Annotated in this window: 17 protein-coding genes and 1 pseudogene; 4 read left to right on the top strand and 14 right to left on the bottom strand. The window is 47.6% G+C overall.

Going from position 1 to position 18,418, the window contains the following annotated elements:
• Positions 1 to 9 precede the first annotated feature (9 nt).
• The 9 genes from C9991_RS07100 to C9991_RS07060 all read right to left on the bottom strand — a co-directional run bounded on the left by C9991_RS07100 (position 10) and on the right by C9991_RS07060 (position 8,986).
• Positions 10 to 1,497, bottom strand: coding sequence for a complex I subunit 4 family protein (locus C9991_RS07100; RefSeq protein ID WP_106811903.1), 1,488 nt, complete (start codon positions 1,495 to 1,497; stop codon positions 10 to 12).
• A gap of 7 nt (positions 1,498 to 1,504) precedes the next feature.
• The gene (gene nuoL, locus C9991_RS07095; protein ID WP_106811902.1) at positions 1,505 to 3,517 is read right to left on the bottom strand and encodes an NADH-quinone oxidoreductase subunit L; all 2,013 of its coding nucleotides are present in this window, start codon (positions 3,515 to 3,517) and stop codon (positions 1,505 to 1,507) included.
• Positions 3,518 to 3,526: 9 nt separating this feature from the next.
• On the bottom strand, positions 3,527 to 3,835 hold the full coding sequence (gene nuoK / locus C9991_RS07090) for an NADH-quinone oxidoreductase subunit NuoK (RefSeq protein ID WP_106811901.1): 309 nt from the start codon (positions 3,833 to 3,835) through the stop codon (positions 3,527 to 3,529).
• Between the two features lie 2 nt (positions 3,836 to 3,837).
• Complete coding sequence (locus tag C9991_RS07085) at positions 3,838 to 4,356, bottom strand: NADH-quinone oxidoreductase subunit J family protein (RefSeq protein ID WP_106811900.1); 519 nt, start codon at positions 4,354 to 4,356, stop codon at positions 3,838 to 3,840.
• A 14-nt stretch (positions 4,357 to 4,370) separates the two neighbouring features.
• Positions 4,371 to 4,907, bottom strand: coding sequence for a NuoI/complex I 23 kDa subunit family protein (locus tag C9991_RS07080; protein WP_106811899.1), 537 nt, complete (start codon positions 4,905 to 4,907; stop codon positions 4,371 to 4,373).
• Between the two features lie 137 nt (positions 4,908 to 5,044).
• A complete protein-coding gene (gene nuoH, locus C9991_RS07075) occupies positions 5,045 to 6,130 on the bottom strand; it encodes an NADH-quinone oxidoreductase subunit NuoH (protein ID WP_106811898.1) in 1,086 nt (361 codons plus the stop codon).
• A gap of 211 nt (positions 6,131 to 6,341) precedes the next feature.
• Positions 6,342 to 7,913: an NADH-quinone oxidoreductase subunit D-related protein gene (locus C9991_RS07070; protein WP_106811897.1), complete on the bottom strand. Its 1,572-nt coding sequence runs from the start codon at positions 7,911 to 7,913 to the stop codon at positions 6,342 to 6,344.
• A gap of 18 nt (positions 7,914 to 7,931) precedes the next feature.
• The gene (locus C9991_RS07065; RefSeq protein WP_106811896.1) at positions 7,932 to 8,645 is read right to left on the bottom strand and encodes an NADH-quinone oxidoreductase subunit B; all 714 of its coding nucleotides are present in this window, start codon (positions 8,643 to 8,645) and stop codon (positions 7,932 to 7,934) included.
• Positions 8,636 to 8,986, bottom strand: a complete 351-nt coding sequence (locus C9991_RS07060; protein WP_106812768.1) for an NADH-quinone oxidoreductase subunit A — start codon at positions 8,984 to 8,986, stop codon at positions 8,636 to 8,638. The genes C9991_RS07065 and C9991_RS07060 overlap by 10 nt, the downstream gene beginning before the upstream one ends.
• Positions 8,987 to 9,252: 266 nt before the next feature.
• Between C9991_RS07060 and C9991_RS07055 the strand changes: the two genes are divergently transcribed.
• Together C9991_RS07055 and C9991_RS07050 are read left to right on the top strand one after the other, a co-directional pair.
• Positions 9,253 to 9,552, top strand: a complete 300-nt coding sequence (locus C9991_RS07055; protein WP_106811895.1) for a LysO family transporter — start codon at positions 9,253 to 9,255, stop codon at positions 9,550 to 9,552.
• Entirely contained in the window at positions 9,549 to 10,175 is a 627-nt protein-coding gene (locus tag C9991_RS07050; protein WP_106811894.1) for a LysO family transporter, read from the top strand. The genes C9991_RS07055 and C9991_RS07050 overlap by 4 nt, the downstream gene beginning before the upstream one ends.
• A 21-nt stretch (positions 10,176 to 10,196) precedes the next feature.
• Here the strand turns inward: C9991_RS07050 and C9991_RS07045 are convergent, their stop codons facing one another.
• From C9991_RS07045 to C9991_RS16675, 4 genes are all read right to left on the bottom strand, one after another.
• Entirely contained in the window at positions 10,197 to 11,378 is a 1,182-nt protein-coding gene (locus C9991_RS07045; protein WP_106811893.1) for an MFS transporter, read from the bottom strand.
• Between the two features lie 157 nt (positions 11,379 to 11,535).
• Positions 11,536 to 11,811, bottom strand: coding sequence for a type II toxin-antitoxin system RelE/ParE family toxin (locus C9991_RS07040; protein ID WP_106811892.1), 276 nt, complete (start codon positions 11,809 to 11,811; stop codon positions 11,536 to 11,538).
• Positions 11,808 to 12,011, bottom strand: a complete 204-nt coding sequence (locus tag C9991_RS07035) for a hypothetical protein (RefSeq protein ID WP_157949393.1) — start codon at positions 12,009 to 12,011, stop codon at positions 11,808 to 11,810. Before C9991_RS07035 ends, C9991_RS07040 begins: the two co-directional genes overlap by 4 nt.
• Positions 12,012 to 12,238: 227 nt before the next feature.
• Complete coding sequence (locus tag C9991_RS16675; RefSeq protein ID WP_157949392.1) at positions 12,239 to 12,385, bottom strand: DUF6364 family protein; 147 nt, start codon at positions 12,383 to 12,385, stop codon at positions 12,239 to 12,241.
• Between the two features lie 477 nt (positions 12,386 to 12,862).
• Between C9991_RS16675 and C9991_RS07025 the strand changes: the two are divergent.
• Both C9991_RS07025 and C9991_RS17265 read left to right on the top strand, forming a co-directional pair.
• A pseudogene (locus tag C9991_RS07025) lies at positions 12,863 to 13,018 on the top strand (PD-(D/E)XK nuclease family transposase); the annotation flags it as partial.
• Between the two features lie 298 nt (positions 13,019 to 13,316).
• Positions 13,317 to 14,309 (top strand): acyltransferase family protein, encoded by a 993-nt coding sequence (locus tag C9991_RS17265; protein ID WP_308269356.1) that lies wholly within the window; start codon positions 13,317 to 13,319, stop codon positions 14,307 to 14,309.
• 720 nt (positions 14,310 to 15,029) lie between these two features.
• Here the strand turns inward: C9991_RS17265 and C9991_RS07010 are convergent.
• Positions 15,030 to 18,413 (bottom strand): carboxypeptidase regulatory-like domain-containing protein, encoded by a 3,384-nt coding sequence (locus C9991_RS07010; protein ID WP_106811888.1) that lies wholly within the window; start codon positions 18,411 to 18,413, stop codon positions 15,030 to 15,032.
• Between the last annotated feature and the right edge of the window lie 5 nt (positions 18,414 to 18,418).

Raw genomic sequence — 18,418 nt, 5'->3', positions numbered from 1 at the left:
AACTTGTTATTAAAGTGTTGGAATTACGCTAAGGATAGGTGCTACCGCGTCGTTGATGACATGGCTTGCCCAGATTGGGAACGAACCAAGACCTGCAACACAGAAGATGAGGCAGCATACTGCGAAACGCTCGTCCCATGTAGCATCGGTGAGCTCCTCGAAGTGCGGGTTCTTCACCTTGTTGAAGAGGATGAAGCCTACAGTACGGAGGATGTACACGGCGGTCACAACGATTGATGTGATGGCGATGATGGTGCAGCAACGGTGGAATGTGTCGGCATTCTCGAATGATCCGTTGAAGATTGTCATCTCGGCAATGAAGCCTGAGAAGCCCGGAAGACCAAGGTTGGCAAGACCGGCAATCACATAACCTACTGAGAGGAACGGCATAATCTTCATCAAACCGCCAAGCTCACGGATGTCACGGGTGTGTGTACGACCGTAAATCATACCGATGAGGGCGAAGAAGAGGGCTGTCATCAAACCGTGAGAGAGCATCTGGAGGATAGCACCTGTGCAAGATACGCGGGTCATCATCAACAGAGCGAAGAGCACCAAGCCACAGTGTGAAACTGAAGAGTAAGCGTTGATGAACTTCAAGTCGGTCTGAACACAAGCAGAGAATGCACCGTAGACTACTGAGATGGTGGTGAGGATGAGGAATATCCAAGCCAAATCGTGAGCAGCCTGTGGCAAGAGGAACATGGCGATGCGGAAGCAACCGTAGCCACCAAGCTTCATAAGCACACCTGCGTGGAGCATTGACACAGAAGTAGGAGCACAACCGTGACCGATAGGTGACCATGTGTGGAACGGGAACAGAGCACCAAGTACACCGAAACCGATAAACACAAATGGGAACAACACGTTCTGAACTGCTGCTGGGATGTGGTTGTTGTGGGCAATCTCAAGGATGCTCATTGTAGAGGCACCGTTGAAGAAGTAGATGCCTACCAAGCCGAGGATGATGAGGGCAGAACCGCCCATAAGCATCAACGTAAGCTTCATGGCTGCATACTCCTTGCGACCTGAACCCCAGAAACCAATCAAGAGGTACATAGGGATGAGGGCTACCTCATAGAACATGAACATGGTGAAGAGGTCGATCGAGATGAAGAAACCGTAAACACCAGTTGAGAGCAATGTGAACCACATGAAGAACTCCTTGGTAAGCGGCTTAAGCTTCCACGAAGCGAAAGTACCTGTGAACACGATGATGCTCGAAAGCAGAAGCATCACAACGGAAATGCCGTCAACACCCACCTCATAGTTGATGTGGAGTGCAGGGAACCATTCCGTAGTGGCGCGGAGAATCATCTCCTCGGTATTGCCTGCTGCGCGCTCGCCGATAAAGTGGAGTGTGAGCCATACGCTCAATGCCAAGAGGCAAGACGAACCGGCAACCATCACACCACGCACCTGATTGACGTTACGTGCGATCCAAAGACCGAGCAACATCAGGACAGGGATTACTACGAATAAACTTAATATATTCATATTTTAATTATAAGCAAAGTAATAATAATGTTAAAGCTACCGTACCAGTAAGGAACCAAACGGCATACTGGCGAACGTCGCCGCTCTGCCAAGGACGGATGGTCTCGCCTGCCTCGTTGGCACCCCAAGCAGAGAAGTCGATAAGACCGTTGATGATCTTCTCGTCAATCCACTGTGCCGTGCGGCTGACGTAGCGGAACAGAATCTTGTGTGTGACGTACTGATAAACCTCATCCATGTAGAAGCGCTTGTAAGCCCATCGATGCAGACGCGGGAATGTAGCGTACATCTTGTCGGCAATAGGCTGCTTCTCACCTTTATATATATAGGTAGCAAGGGCTATCGAAAGGATTGCAATCACGGTTGATGTGGCTGCTACCTGAGGGTCGAAGTGAACGGTGTAGGCTGTACCTGCCGCACTCACAATAGAGCCGAAGCTTGCCCAGCTCCAGTCGCAGAAGCCTCCGAGTGTGGTGAATACACCTACACCTACGGTGATGATGCTCAGGAATACGAGTGGGAAGGTCATGGCTGCAGGTGCCTCGTGAGGAGTGTGTTGGGCGTGAAGCTCCTTGTTCTCTGTACCCCAGAAGATGCCGTAGTAGAGACGGAACATATAGAATGCTGTCATGGCGGCAACTCCTGTCATCCACCAACCGCATACTGGAGAGTACTCGAAGCAAGCGGTGATAATCTCGTCCTTAGAGCTGAAGCCCGAGAAGAACGGAATACCCGCAATGGCGAGACATGAGATGAGGAATGTGATGTGGGTGATAGGCATGTACTTGCGCAAGCCACCCATTGTAGACATCTCGTTGGAGTGAACAGCGTGGATGATGCAACCTGCGCCGAGGAACAAGCAAGCCTTGAACATGGCGTGTGTGAACAAGTGGAACATTGAAGCCATGTAGCCAAGCTGGGCGTGGTTGTCGAGAGCAGCACCATGATGTCCTGGCAGACATACGCCGAGGGCTACCATCATGAAGGCAATCTGAGAGATTGTAGAGAAGGCAAGCACACGCTTGATGTCGCTCTGTGCACATGCTACAGCAGCAGCATAGAAGGCGGTGAATGCACCTACAATAACTACTACCTCAAGGGCCTGAGGAGCATACTCAATCCATACTGGGAAGAGACGTGCAATCTGGAACACACCGGCAACCACCATGGTGGCAGCGTGGATAAGAGCTGATACTGGAGTTGGACCCTCCATGGCATCTGGCAACCAGATGTGCAACGGGAACATGGCCGACTTACCAGCACCACCGATGAACATCAGCACAAGGGCTGTAGGCAGAATCATGCCGCCTGCTGCAAGAGCGCGAGCGTTGTCGGCAACGGTGAAGGCAGAAGCGCCAGCGCCGTAAGCTATCTCAGTACCGGTGAACGAGAAGTTATAGCTTCCTGTGTAGTAACCGAAGATGAGGATACCGATAAGGAAGAACATATCGGCAAAACGGGTCACGATGAACGCCTTCTTAGAAGCGTGTACGGCTGCACCAAGTGTGTAGTAGAAGCCAATGAGCAGGTAAGAGCTTACGCCCACAAGCTCCCAGAACATATACATCTGGAAGATGTTGGTGGCGAGCACCAGTCCGAGCATTGACATGGTGAAGAGAGAGAGGAAGGCATAGTAGCGCTGGAATCCCTTCTCACCGTGCATGTAGCCGAATGAGTAGATGTGAACCATGAGGCTGACCGTAGAGATGACGATGAGCATCATCACCGAGATTGGGTCGAGCAGGATGCCGAGGTCGAAGTGCAGATGGCCCAGTGGCAACCATGTCACGTTATAGGGGACGAAAGTTGCAAAGGTGCCGTCGGCAAGACGGTCGGCTGAGAAATACTTGAACGCTGTGAAGTAGCTCAACACAGTAACCAATCCAAGCGAACTGGTACCGATGAGTCCGGCTACCTTGTGCGACCAGGCATACTTCTTATTCACGAATTCTGGCAGACCGATAACCAGGAAGCTGATCAGCGGCAACAGAAGAATCCATATTGAATATGTAAAATCCATAATCTAAAATTAATATTTCATGTTTTCAATACTGTTCACCTGATCGCTGTGGAAATTGCGGTAAACGTTGATAATAATTGCGATAGCTACGGCACTCTCGGCAGCACTCACACCGATAGAGAAGAGGGTCATGAAGAATCCCTCGAACTCGCCCGGGAAGAGCAGGCGGTTGAATGCCGCAAAGTTCAAGTCGACAGCGTTGAGCACGAGCTCTATAGAGACGAGCATTGCTATCAGGTTGCGGCGGGTGATGAAACCAAACACGCCGATGAAGAACAGAAGTGCGCTAAGCACGAAATAACATTCTACTGGTATCATAATTACTTGTCCTCCTTTTCTTTACGTGCTACAACGATTGCGCCTACGATACATGCCAGCAAGAATACTGAGATGAACTCGAAGGGCAATACATACTGATACTTCTCTGAGCCGAGGAGAGCCTCGCCGATGGTCTGCATCGGAACTTCCTCGCCCTCAACAGCGAGAGTCAAGAAGCCGTTCTTGAGCTGGATGCCAGCTACAGTAAGCAAACCTACGATGCAGAGCAATGCGCCTGAGAGTGCGCGGCTGCCCTTAACATGCTCAACCAAGCCCTGAAGAGTGCGCTTGCTCACGAGCTGTACGGCGAAGATATACATCATCACCATACCACCGGCGTAAACGCTAATCTGGGCTGCACCAAGATAGGTGTAGTCGAGCAGGAAATAGAGACCTGCCACTCCAAGGAGCACGAAAAGCAGGAATGTGATAGAACGCATGATGCGCTTTGTCATCACGCACATGACAGCTGAGCCAAGGATGACCACTGCCAAGATGCAAAACATTACTAAACTTGCCATTGTTTTCTTACTCCTTATTTGGTTTTAGTGTTAAATGTTCCGATTTCGAAGTCGGCACCACCGTCGATGAGGTTGGGCAGTGAGCCTCCCTTGTAGTCCTCCTTGTCGAGGTGAAGCACAAGTGCCTCGCGGTCGAACACTGAGTTCTCGAAATCGTTGACAAACTTGATGGCACCGAAGTTACAAGCATTGACACAAAGCTCGCAGAACATGCAGTCGCCGAGGTCGTACTGGTAGTCGACAAGCTGCTTCTTCTTCTTGCCAGTCTCTGGGTTCTCCACCATCTGCGATACAATCTTGATGGTGCCGTTCGGGCAAGCCTTCTCGCAAAGCGTACAAGCAGTACACTTCACCGCTCCGTTCTCGTCGCGGTTCATCACAAGGCGTCCGCGGTGGCGGGCAGCAATGTGAAGCGTGGTCTTGCGGTTCTCGGGATACTGCTCAGTGCTCTTCGGTGTGAAGTACTCCTTCCAGGTGGTCTTCATACCTACAGCGAGAGTCTTCACAGCAGCTCCGATTTCTCCGAAATATGATTTTTTGTTTTCTTCCATTGTTTATTATTATTAAGAATTCAGAAGTGAGAAGTTATCGTTCCCTTTGGTCACTTGTAGTTAAGCCATAACCTTTTTTCCATATCAATCAGTACATTTGGCTTAACTCCTTAACTTCTTTACTCCTTAACTTCTAATTAAAAGTGCCAACCGAATGCCACAACTACTGTCATGAGAATCAAGTTGATGAGACACAAAGGCATGAGGTATTTCCACTCGAGCTTAAGAATCTGGTCGATACGCAGACGCGGGAATGTCCAACGCACCCACATGAGCAGCCATACAACAGCGAATGTCTTGCCGAGGAACCACACGATGCCAGGGATGAAGTTGAGGATACCGTCAACGGCCTCTACGCCAATGTTGAACGGAGCCCAACCGCCAAGGAATACTGTGGTGGCGATGCCTGAAACTACGAAGAGGTTGAGGTACTCGGCGAGGTAGTAGAAGCCGAATCCCATACCAGAATACTCGGTGTGATAGCCAGCGGTAAGCTCTGACTCAGCCTCAGCCAAGTCGAACGGGCCACGGTTAGCCTCGGCATTACCTGCCACTAGGAACACGAGGAAGGCGATGATAGCCGGAATGTGTCCCTTGAAGATGAGCCAGCCGAAAGCACCGGTCTGAGCCTCAACGATGCCGCTAACCTGCATTGTACCTGTCAAGACAACGGCTGTGATAAGGCAAAGTGCGAGAGACATCTCGTAAGAGATGAGCTGCACGGCACCACGCATAGCCGAAACTACTGAGTACTTGTTGTTAGAACCCCAACCAGCCATAAAGATACCTACAATACCGATACTTGAGATAGCCGACATGAGGAACACGCCAACATTAAAGTCGAGCACCTGAGCACCATTGTTCCAAGGCAGGAACGAGAATGTGCCTACAGAGGCTATAATCACGAGGAACGGAGCAACATAGTAGAGCACCTTGTCGGCACCGTCGACTGAGAAGATCTCCTTGATGAGCATCTTCAGTACGTCGGCGAACACCTGGAACACGCCCCAAGGACCTACACGCATCGGGCCAAGACGGCACTGGAAGTAGGCGCAGACCTTACGCTCCATGAAGATCAAGATGATGGCGAGGATGGCATAACCTGCGAGAATGCAGACACCAACCAGGATGCACTCGATCAGTATTGTCCAAAAATCTCCGAGTCCGCAGGTTACTGCGAGAAGATTGTGGAACCAGTTTGTTACTATACTAAAGTCAAACATTTTGTTTAAATTTTGATTTGTGAGTTTTGAGTTTTGAGTTGTGAATTGTGAGTTTTGAGTTTTGAGTTTTGAATTATTGTGGCAAGCCACAATTTTGAATTGTAAGTTGTGAATTATGAATTCAACATTCTAATTCAACATTCAAAATTCTTAACTCTTCATCGGCGAAGCCGACAATTCAAAATTCAACATTCAAAATTCAACATTCCTTTTATCGGTCGATGTCTGGAATTACGAAGTCAATAGCCGCACCAGTAGTAATCAAGTCGGCAATCTTCTGTCCGCGAAGCATCGGGTCGAGAGCACCTGTAAGGGTAAGACCCATCGGACGCATCTTCATACGGTAAGGACTCTTGTCGCCCTTAGAGTCGAGATAAACACCAAACTCGCCGCTGGCTCCCTCTACAGAGAAGTACCACTGTCCCTCCGGCACCTTGATGATAGGCTTCTGCTTGATGTAGAAGTCGCCCTCCGGGATATTGTCGATGAGCTGCTCGATAATGTTAAGGCTCTGATAAAGCTCCTTAATGTGGCAGTAGTAACGATCCATTGAGTCGCAACCGGTCATTGTTATCTCCTCCCACTGCACCTTGTCGTAGAGGTCGTATGGATGACGCTTACGGGTATCGTTCTTCCAACCGGCAGCACGTCCGGCAGGACCAGTCACGCCGTAGTTGATACAATCCTCAAGACCCATAGGACCAACGCCTACAAGACGATTGTGTGTAATGACGTTGTCGCCAAATACGTCGAGATACTCCTGAATCATCGGGCGCAGATACTTGCAGAGCTTCTTTGTGTTCTCTACAAACTTCGGGTCGATGTCGGCCTGGAGTCCGCCAATGCGGTAGTAGTTCTGGATAAGGCGTCCGCCTGTTGTCTCCTCCATAACGTTGAGCACGTGCTCACGGTCGCGCATACAGTAGAGGAATGCTGTCAAGGCACCCAAGTCCTGTGCGGTACAACCGAGGTAGAGCAAGTGGCTGTCGATACGCTGGAGCTCGTCCATGATGGTACGGATGTAGTGGATGCGGTCGCTGAGCTCAATGCCCATACCCTCCTCTATCACGCCTACAAGAGCATGGCGGTGCATCATAGCCGAGAGATAGTTCAAACGGTCGGTCAGGGCGAGAGTCTGCGGATAGGTCATGCCCTCCCACATCTTCTCAATACCGCGATGGATATAGCCGAGGTGAGGATAGATGCGCTTCACCTTCTCGCCGTCGAGCACAGTCTGCAAGCGGAGCACACCGTGGGTTGACGGGTGGTTAGGACCAATATTCACCACAAAGTCCTCATCGTCGAACAGACGCTTCTTGGTGGCAACCAAGTGTCCGTCGGCATCAAGTGAGTATTCTACGGTGAAGTCGCTCTCAGGCTCGTCGGTCAACGGGAACTGGTTTGCCTCAGGACTCATGTCGAAGTCCTTGCGCAAAGGATAACCGTTGAAGTCGGTGCGCAGGAAGAGGCGGCGCATATCGGGATGACCAAGGAACTTGATGCCTACGAAGTCGAACACCTCGCGCTCAAGCAATTCAGCCGACTTCCACAGATTAACGACAGTGGGGATAACGTCGCTGCCGTCAACCTTCTTGGCGATGGTCTTTACAGAGCAACGCTCGTTGTTGTCGGTATTCTCAAGGATGTAGATACATCCGTAGCCTTCCTCGCCAAAGTCCTCGCCGATGATGGTAACAAGGTAGTCGAAATGTTTCTGGTTCTTCAGCTTCGACATCTCACTCGCGAACTTGTCGAATGAGAGTTCAATGTTTTCAAGTTTCATATCTTATACCTTATTATATTAATCAGTTAGACCTTTCTTAGCGTCGAAGCCCTCGGGAACGTTGTTCACAACGATTGTCTCGCGCTTCTTCTCGCCAGCGAGAGCCTCGTTGCTGAGTCCGTGCAGACCGCCCTTCGACATTGAGAGTGCTTTCTCCTCACTGTTCATCTTGTGGTTGGCACCACCGAAGAACTTCTCTACCTTCACCTTGCGCTGAAGCTGCATCATACCATAGAGGATAGCCTCTGGACGTGGAGGACAGCCCGGAACGTAAACGTCTACCGGAACAATCTCCGAGATACCGCGCACCACATTGTAGGAATTCTTGAACGGACCGCCCGAGATGGCGCAACCGCCTACAGCTACAACATACTTAGGCTCAGCCATCTCGTCGTAGAGACGCTTGAAGACAGGAGCCATCTTGTTGGTGATAGTACCGGCGCACATGATGAGGTCGGCCTGGCGTGGAGAGTTACGTGTAACCTCAAAGCCAAAGCGTGAGAAGTCGTAGCGGGCGCAGCCCACTGCCATGAACTCAATACCGCAGCATGATGTACCGAATGTTAATGACCACAAAGAGTTGGAACGTCCCCAGTTGATAGCCTGGTCGAGCGAGCCAACAATAACATTGACGCCTCCCTCTTGGAGCTCGTCTACGATTTTCTCAAGGCTACCGTTGTCCTTGAACTCATCGTAAGGGATACTCTTGATGACAGGTTTTCTTACTTCCATTCCAACGCTCCTTTCCGCCATGCGTAAGCAAGGCCAAATACCAATACCAGCATGAAGAAGCCTACGCTCGCAAGCGCCATGGCTCCAAACTGCTTGACTACTACTGCCCATGGGTAGAGGAAGAGTGTCTCAATGTCGAACATCAGGAAAAGGATGGCAAAGAGGTAGTAGCCCACGTGCACTGGAATCCAAGATGTTCCGCGCGTAGGAATACCACACTCAAAAGGCTGACCCTTAACCGGGTTGTACGAACGGGGACCTACGAGTTTTGCAACTACGTATGCACCTACCACCAATACAACAGCCGTCAAGATGACTGTGATTAATAAGATAAAATCCATAAAATTTATTAAAACAATTTGTTTTCTTTCTACGTAGAATACCGCTAAGTATTCGAATTGCAATTTTCAGTTTGCAAAGTTAGCAATAAATATTGGAATGTTGTGGAAAATCAAGAAAAAATCATAATAAGAATGAAATAAAATGTAAACATATTTATCAATATAAAGCAGGCTATACAAGAGGTTATGACACACTATTCCCTTCACACGACACTATTTGTACGCAAATATTTGCCAAAACAGATAAAAATGATTAGATTTGCAGAATGTTTATAGTAATATTGTTTATATTCCTTGGTATAGCCGTGGGCTACACTCTACGCACAAGGAGCGTTTTCTTGGCCCGTCTAAAGACCATCAACATCTGGAACTCTAAAATCACAACATGGTTCATCTGGCTCCTACTCTTTATGCTTGGCATCGAGGTTGGCAGCAACAAGCAGCTCATTTCTGCTCTGCCCACCCTGGGCGTAGAAGCCATTGTATTGTCGGTATTCGCCACATTGGGTAGCTGTGCCTTAGCATGGGCATTGTGGAAAACTGCGAAGGGAGGAAACGAGCGATGAAAGGAAGCCTTATCGTAGTGGGATTTTTCGTACTTGGCGTGCTTGCCGGACGCAGCGGTAGCATGCCGGCATGGGTTCTCAGCAGCACCACCAGCTTCGTGGCCCTGTGTGCTCTGTTGCTTTGCGTAGGCATTGGCATTGGTCTCAACCCCGACATGAAGAACGACATCAAGAGCCTCAGCCCCCGCTTTGCCCTTCTGCCCGTAGCCACCATACTCGGCTCGTGGATGGGAGCCATGGCGGCCTATCTGCTCATGAGCAACGATGTTTGCTCCATTCTGCACCACCGCAGCCTTACCGACTGCCTTGCTATCGACAGCGGCTTTGCCTACTATTCGCTGTCGAGCATCTTCATAACCGAATATCGTGGAGCCGAGCTTGGCACCATAGCCTTGCTTGCCAACATCATACGCGAGATGATTACACTCTTGCTTGCCCCGCTTATTGCCAAGCGGTTCGGACCATTGGCCCCCATTTCGTCGGGTGGCGCCACAACCATGGACACCACCCTACCCATCATCACCCAGTCGGTAGGCCAGCGCTACGTGGCACTAAGCATCTACCACGGATTCGTAACCGACTTCACCGTGCCGTTCCTCGTCACTATGTGGTGCACAATTTAAAACAGGAAACATCCGTTTAGCTTAATAAATTCTCTTCCCTTTAAAACATGTTATGCTGAGCGAAATTGCAGCCAAGATTGCTCCCACCATGCACACACCCATCCATCCCTCATGCGTCCAAGCCAATCCGGCACAATAGGTGCCAAAGGAGCCGCCTATAAAATATGTGGTCATGAAGATGGTGTTGGCCCTGTTGGAGGCCTGAGGCATCTCCTGAATGCAGCCACTCTGATTGCTTAGTTGCAGACATTGCAAGCCTATGTCCACCAAGATGATAGCCACAACAAGCCCTATGAAGGTGTCGCCAAACAGATAGGCCGTAGCCCACGCCACAAGCTGCAAGCAGGCTCCATATATGCTCATCTTTCTTATGCCCCATTGGTTAACGAGCTTTCCCACACCGCTTGCCGCTATGGCTCCAGCAATGCCGCACAATCCTAACGTTCCTACCATCTCGCTACCCGAGAAGAATGGAGCCTGAGCCAACCGAAAGGCGAGGCACGACCAAATGGCCATCATGCTGCCAAAGCTGAAGGCGGCACGTACGGCATAAAGGCGAATACGCCCATTACTCTTCACAATATTAAACACGCTGGCCATCAAGCCCCCATACGTGCCCACATAGTCGCTCTTTATCTGTGGCATAATCTTGAGCGTAAGGGCCATGCACAGCACCATCACAAGAGCCGCTATGAAGAACATTTCGCGCCAGCCAAGCCATTCGCCAACATAACCGCTAACCACTCTCGAAGCAAGAATACCCGTAAGCAGTCCCGACAGAACCACGCCCATATTCCTGCTTTTGTTCTCCTTTTTGGAGTATTGTCCTGCTATAGGTATGAAAAACTGCGGTATTACGGAGCAGGCTCCCAATAGCAGGGAGGCTCCCCAAATCATCCACACCTTGCTGGCAACGGCAATAACTACGGCCATAATGGCTGCCACCGTCATGTTCACAACAATTATGCGTCGGTGCGAGTAGAGGTCGCCCATCGGAATAAGAAAGCACAAACCAAGCGCATAGCCTATCTGTGTGACAACGGTTATAAGGTTTGCCTCATGTTGGCTCACCCCCATATCGTGGCGTATCATCTCCAGAAGAGGCTGGTTGTAGTAGCAATTTGCCACGGTTAATCCCGCAATAACAGCCATTGTAAGCAACAAACCGCGCTCTAAGCCTTCATTTTCTTTCAGTTGTTTCATTTCTTTCTTATGCCAATTATCTTATTAATTTATCCATGTGGATTGTCCGCAATTGCAAAATTACGAAATAAAAAGATATAATCAAAAAAACATTTGAACAGTAACAACATAACGTCCCCTTGCTCCGCGAAATCGAGCAAGGGGACGTTATTATAAATCAAAATACATCACTATGAGAACCTGTATTTGTTAAAATCAACACAAGCTTATCATCATATTGTTCCCATACCAACAACCAATCAGCCATAATATGACATTCCCACTTTCCTACATATTTTCCAGAAAGTTTATGTGGTCTATATTCCGAAGACAACTGCCCTGTTTCTTCAAGTAATTCAATCACCTTTTTAAACCTTTCCATTGGAAGTCCACGTTTTATACAACGCTTAACATCCTTCTCAAAACGTTTAGTAGCAATAATTCGATATTTCATATACCCAACTTTTCAAACATTTCATCAGCATCTTTATATTCTGTCACTCTTCCATGGCGAATATCATCCATTGCTTCTTCCATGCCTGACTTCTTGTTTTTATGAGTAGGTAAAATAACGACACCATTCATGGACTTCAATACTTTTTTAAGTCCTGACATTACATTACGGTCTTCAACCTGTATTGTTATTGTATTCATAATCACCTCCTTTTTATTGAAATGCAACCTTGCTTATTTGCAAAGTTACATATTTTTTCCGAATACGCAATCCATTAGCTTACGAAATCATACTACCACAACATATTAGATCGAACTAAAATAATTAAATAACAAGCACAAACTCCTACAAAAAGGACCTCGTTTGTAGCGAGGCCCTTACACAAAAATCCTTAATGACTTTCATAACTTTCGTGACTGTAGTGACTTTAAATCGCCCCTTCTTCTGCTTCATTTTTAAGCAGACTTCTCAAATAAGTCTCTACGAGAGTTCTCAAGTCGGTCCCCTTGCTGCTCGCATATCTCTGAACCTCTTCATAAAGGGCCTTATCTATTTCCAATGTTTTTGTTTCCATAATGTGGGTAAATAATAATCTTGTTAACATTTCGCGTTTGTTTCTTTATAAGCCAGATATTCCTCACGACTTATCGGAGTTGCTGGGTCAACGACAAGCACTTCATCGTAAGTAAAGCCATGACTCGTTGATGATGGTAGTTTTCTGTCGTCCACCAAGGGAGTCGCAATTTGCGACGCCCTTATCCTTCTTGTCCACACGCTTATAAAGAGTGTTGAAAAGCTGTGTCACGTTTCGCAACGATGAACGAATCGTTCAGCGTTATGTTTAAGGAATCCTTAATGACCTTAATGACAAATGACCTTAATGACCACGAACAAGCGCGTATGACGGGAACGAGGCTATCTGCAGAGTGCAAGATACCGAAAAGAAGAACGATTTTGGATCGTATACCAATAACTGAGGATTAAATAATTATGGATTCTCTTGGAGGATACAAGGATAAATTGTATTTTTGTCAAAAGAAAAGCAACGATTATGAAATACTTAGACCCCAAGGCAGACCTCACGTTCAAGAAGATATTTGGCAATCATCCAGCGCGACTGATAAGTCTCCTTAACGCTCTCATGCCACTCAGCGACGACGAGCAGATACACGAGATAGAGTATCTGCCTACAGAACTTGTGCCCGAACTCGAAGGCCTACGACAAGTTTTGGGACTCTGTAAGTGTTGAAAGAACCCTATTGGATGACAGATTCCAAAAGGGCGTGAAACAAGGCAAGGAAGAAGGTATGGCTGAAGGCATGAAACAAGGAAAAGATAAACTGCAAGAGTACACATCTATTACTCCATATTCCTGATAAACCACAAGAATCCTTAATGACCTTAATGACTAATGACCTTAATGACTACGAGCAAAACACGGAACCAAGAATGCTGGCTTTAACGCAAAAAAATATATAATTTGACAGAAACAATTAATACAATCTATGGGTACAGAGAAAATTATAAACGCTGGAGACAAAACAAGAGCTTCGAATATCGAGATATTAAGGATTATAGCAATGTTCTTCATTTTGTTCATCCATGCCAATTTTTGGTCTTTAGGAGAGCCGACAATCGACGAAATGGCAGCCAATCCACTTGCCACCTGGTGTAGAACATTATTCGAATCAGCTGGTATAATAGCTGTCAATTGCTTTGTATTCATATCTGGTTGGTTTGGAATAAATTTCAAACTCAAAGGATTAGTAAGCTTCCTGTTTCAAAGTTCATTTTTCTATATAGGCACAACTGTTATATTAGTAATGGTTGGAATATGCGATTTAAATAAATTGGTATTAATAAGGATGACGTTTGCAGACAATTGGTATATAATGTCTTACGTGCTTCTCCTGATATTCTCTCCTGTACTCAACGCCTATATAAAGACAGCATCACGCAACAGCTACCGCTTATTACTTGTCCTGTTTTGGGGCTTTGCATTAACATATGGCTTCCGTCCTGTCAGCACATTCAACGAGGGATATTCCCCGATATTCTTCTTCGGATTGTATCTATTAGTAAGATATATTAGAATATACAAACCCAGACTTACAACTTTCCCTATATATGCTGATTTGTTGATATATGTTTTGTGTACGATATTAACGGCGCTTACGTGGTGTTGCTTTAGAATTAATTGCTTTATTTATCTCAATCCTGTTGTAATAATTTCTTCTATTTACTTCTGCTTGATATTCACCAAGTTTGAGTTCAAGAACAAGGTTGTCAATTGGTTTGCCGCAAGCTCTTTTGCTGCTTATTTACTACATACATCTCCATGTTTGCAAGACAGCTATCAGACCTTTTTCAAGACCCTGTGGTGTACAAATCCAACAGTATTGTTTTGGACAAAAGCTATCTTGGCTATTGTTGCAATCATGATTGTTGCTGTTGTTCTCGACCAATTGCGTATAAGAGTGTACAGATTGGCATGTTAATGGTCTTATTTTCAAAGGAGTAACATGCTAAGGAGCAATAAGACTCTACTTATTTAGTCATTTTCAGTCATTAGTCATTTTCGATTTTGAAAGTGTGAAATTATGCCTATATAATTATTATAATTATATAGAGATCGTGACATGATATTTTTTTTGAAAATGACTAAATGACTAATGACTGAAAATGACTAACTAAGGATTATGAAGAAATTTCTTGCCACATCATTTGTTGTTGCCATATTTTTTGTATCTTTGCAATTGATTTCAAGCAAGTGGAATCAGAAGATGAAAAGTGATGTTTTGAAAGTGAAGAATTTGAATAATCCGCTTGCTTCTTGATTAAATCATAACTCAACAAATGAATTTTTCACTTTTAAAAACTTTTAGTACATGGATTCTTCACTCTTAACACTTCACTTAATCATGCTGCTCATACTATGGCGAGGCGCCATAGCCCCCATTCGAAAGCACCAAAGCGAATATTCGAAATGCTCCACACGAATATTCGAAAATGCCCATGCGAATATTCGAAAATGCCCATGCGAATAATCGTCCCACAACGGCAGAAACGCGCTCTGACGAGCTTACTACTCCATATAACCGCCCAAACACAAAACGAGGGGACGCCTCGTAAATAAGACATCCCCTCTCGTTTTGTATAAGTTCATGGCTCAAGCCCATGTTTAGGCTGAGCCATGCAAGCATCAGAATTTATATCTTTTACTTGTTATTGAATTTCTTGCCATTCTGTATCACGATGCCCTTGTAAGAAGCGTCTACCTTCTGACCAGCCACGTTGTACATCGGAGCCTTGGTGTCGAGAGTGGCAGCAGCGTTGATACCACGCAAACCTGTAGCCTTGTCGAGGTAGATGTAATCCTTGTCTGAAGCTACAGACAGATAAGCCGAACCAGCCTCTACTACAGAACCAACAACAGATGTGAAGCAAGCCTGACCCTTGTCGTCGGTAGCCAACGACCAGATGTTCTGAACGTCGGAAGCTGCAATGGTGTAATCCTCGTCAACGGCTACAAGCAAGTTCTTCTGAACAGCCTCAGCCTCGGGAACCGGAGCAAGCTTGTAGTTGCCAGCCTTAGCCTTGAGCAGCACACCCGTGCCAGCCGGAACGGCTGTAACCTGAGCAAGCTCGGTGTAGTTGCCCTTAACGTCAGTTACAACATAAGCCTCAACCTCAGGAGTGAGCGAGAAGTCGATGGCGCATGTAGCAGAGAACATGGCGTTGCCGCCCTCGCCTACTGTTACAGCAACAGGCTCTACCTCGAGCACGATGTTTTTGTTAAGGCTCTTGCTAAGGTCTACGTCGTTCTCTGTGTAGTCGATGTAGCCAGGAGCCGAAACTGTGAGGTTGTACTTCTTGTCGTTCTGTATAACGTCGATAGAATAAGCACCCTTGTCGTCAGAAGCGCCTGTGTAGATAACGTCGCCGCTTGTGAGTGTTACGGTAGCACCAGCCACAGCCTTGTTCTTCCATGTAACCTTGCCCGACATTACTGAAGGCTCGGTCTGAATGCCAAACTCGGCTACGGCAGTAGGCTTAGCCGAAAGACTTGAAGCCTCGCCCGGAGCGCCAGAGCCATAATATGAGTTATTGTCAGAATCGTCGGCGTTGAACTTAACGTTTACATATTTGTCGGCCTTAACATAAGTAAGCACGCGGATTGCCGATGTGCCATCCCAAATGATAGGTTCGGGCAGCGTGATAGTTGTTGTATAGGTCTTACCGTCTACAAAGTCGATAGTAGACTTGCCTGTGTAAACGTCCACCTTCTGCAGCGACTCATAGTTCTTGCCAGCCTCGAATTTGGCAGTATCAACAGCGCCTACGTATGCTGTAAGGAGGATGTCGCTTACGGTCTTATCGTTAAAGCTTGTTCCGGTATAAGATACGGATGTAATCTTGGCACCCTTCTTAAGACCGTACTTCTCGAGCATCTCGGGTTTGTAGAGGTTGTCCATGTGGGCACCTGAGCCGTTGGCATCGTACCAGTCGATAGCGGTCTTGTTTGAAGTAGTGTTGCCATTGCCTACGGTTACGGTACCGGTAGCCTGCTCTTCCTTAACGTCAACCGAAACCTTCTCTGAAGCTACGGTATAGTTGTCAGCGGCATTCTTAAACTCGATGTAAGCCTCGGCAACACCAGCCTTGTGCGGAGTATAGCTGAACGAGAACTCGGCCTTCTCGCCACTTGCAATAGCCTTGGCAGGAGCTGTAGCCACTACCTCGCCGTCTACGTAGAGCGAAGCTGTATATGAGTCGGCAGCCTCGTCCTTGGCATTAACGTTGAGCAAGGTGGCTGTAGCTGTATAGGCGTTGTTTACAACAGCTGTAGCAGGCAGCTTAGAGGCTGTGAGCATAAGGTCGTGAGCCACGTCTACCTTCTCGAAGCCATAGATGTTGTCGATGCTGGTGTAGCCAGCACCAAAGCCAATGTAGTAGTTGCCGGCAGGAATGTTGTCGATAACGAATGTCTTGAGCTTGCTATAGTAATAGGTATAGTTTACTGCACGGTCTTCAGACAGCTCATTGGCTGTAATCTTGCGAGCCAGAGTCCAGTTGGTGCGGTCTGTAGAATAGTAAACGTTGAGGTAGACGCCTTCGCCACCAGTATAGTAGTTGGTACGGGCTACGTCAACCGACATCTTCTCGCCCTCTGCCACCTTAAGCAGCGGTGTAACAAACTTGTTGTCCTTGTCCTGGCTGCCGTTAGACAAGAGGTATGGGTTGTCGCTGCTGGCAGCATCGCGCTGAGCTACGCTCCATCCATCCTCGGCATAGGCACCCGCCGGAATCTGGTCGTCGTTGAAGTTGGCGTAATACTTGGCTGGGTCGAGCACGGTGCCCGACACGTTAAAGCTGAAGTCGTCAACACCCTCTCCAGACACCTTAAACTCGCCCGAGTAGATGCCCGATTTTTCAGCCGTCATAGTTACGGTGAAATCTTTAGTTTCGTGAGCCGCAATTGTGAGCGGAGCTGCAAGCGAGGTGGTGAATCCGTCGGGCACAACAACCTTTGTTATGTTGAGCGGAGCTGCACCATCGTTGCTTATCTTGAATGTCTTGTCGGTGCTGGCATTGACCATTCCCCATGCAAATGTTTCCTTGCCGTTGTCTATCTTGCCATCATCGTTGCGCATTGTGAGCACAGGCTTGTAGGGCACAGGCTCTATCCACGCACCAGCCTTAGAGGTGTTGGTAAGGTCCTCATACACATCATAGCGGTTGCGATCAGGATAAGTGTTGCAGTTGGCGGTGCCAGATACTATAACTGTAGTAGATGCGCCTACCGCAAGGTTGCCCTTAAGCGGCTGTGTGAATACCACCGCTTTGTTCTTGCTATAGTTTCTTACAGATAGGCTGTAGCCTTCGGTACCCTCGGTAAGGTCGAGGTCGCCATTGTTGGTAATTGTAACCTCATATTCTACCGGGAACTTGCCATCGGCATCACAGTCTACCTTGTCCTTACCCTTGTAGCTTACCTTGCTTACGAGCAACGACTTCTGCAACTCGATGTCGGCATTGTCGGCGGCAAAGTCGTCGATATAGAGGTTCTCGGCACGAATACCAATGTACTGGTTGTTCTGCTCGGGCAGATTGACCTGAACCCAATCGGTGCTAAGCTTAGGAATCTCCACCTCAATCTGGTCGCCCATCTTGTATTTGCCGTTCTCAAGGGTTACGGCATAAAACTTAATTGTAGACGAGCTCCACGAAGAAGTCTTCTTTACCCAGATGCTTGCCTTGCCTGTGATGGCTGGCGTAACGAGCAGGTCGTTTACAGGGCCAACGTCGTAATTGTAGTCGTCACCAATGGTCTGGCTTCCAACCTTTATCGCACCCGAACCGTTGCGTCCGTCTGTCGAGCTGTAGGTGTAACTCACGTAATAATCTTCGCTACTCCAACCCTCGGTTGTGTACTTGCCTACGATGTGGCCCCATCCTGAGCCCACCTTAAAATCGTGGGCAGTAGTAGAGATAGACTTGTTGAAGTCCATCGTGTAGTTTTGCACGATGTCGGCCCTTGCCTGTCCTGCCCACAGCGTGGAGGCGGCGATGAGAGCTAACGAACAATAAAAATTTCTCATAAGCT

Source organism: Prevotella merdae, assembly GCF_900290275.1.
Classification (GTDB): Bacteria; Bacteroidota; Bacteroidia; order Bacteroidales; family Bacteroidaceae; genus Prevotella; species Prevotella merdae.
The sequence above is the reverse complement of the archived record's forward strand: the minus strand, read 5'-3'. Positions and strand labels throughout refer to the sequence as shown.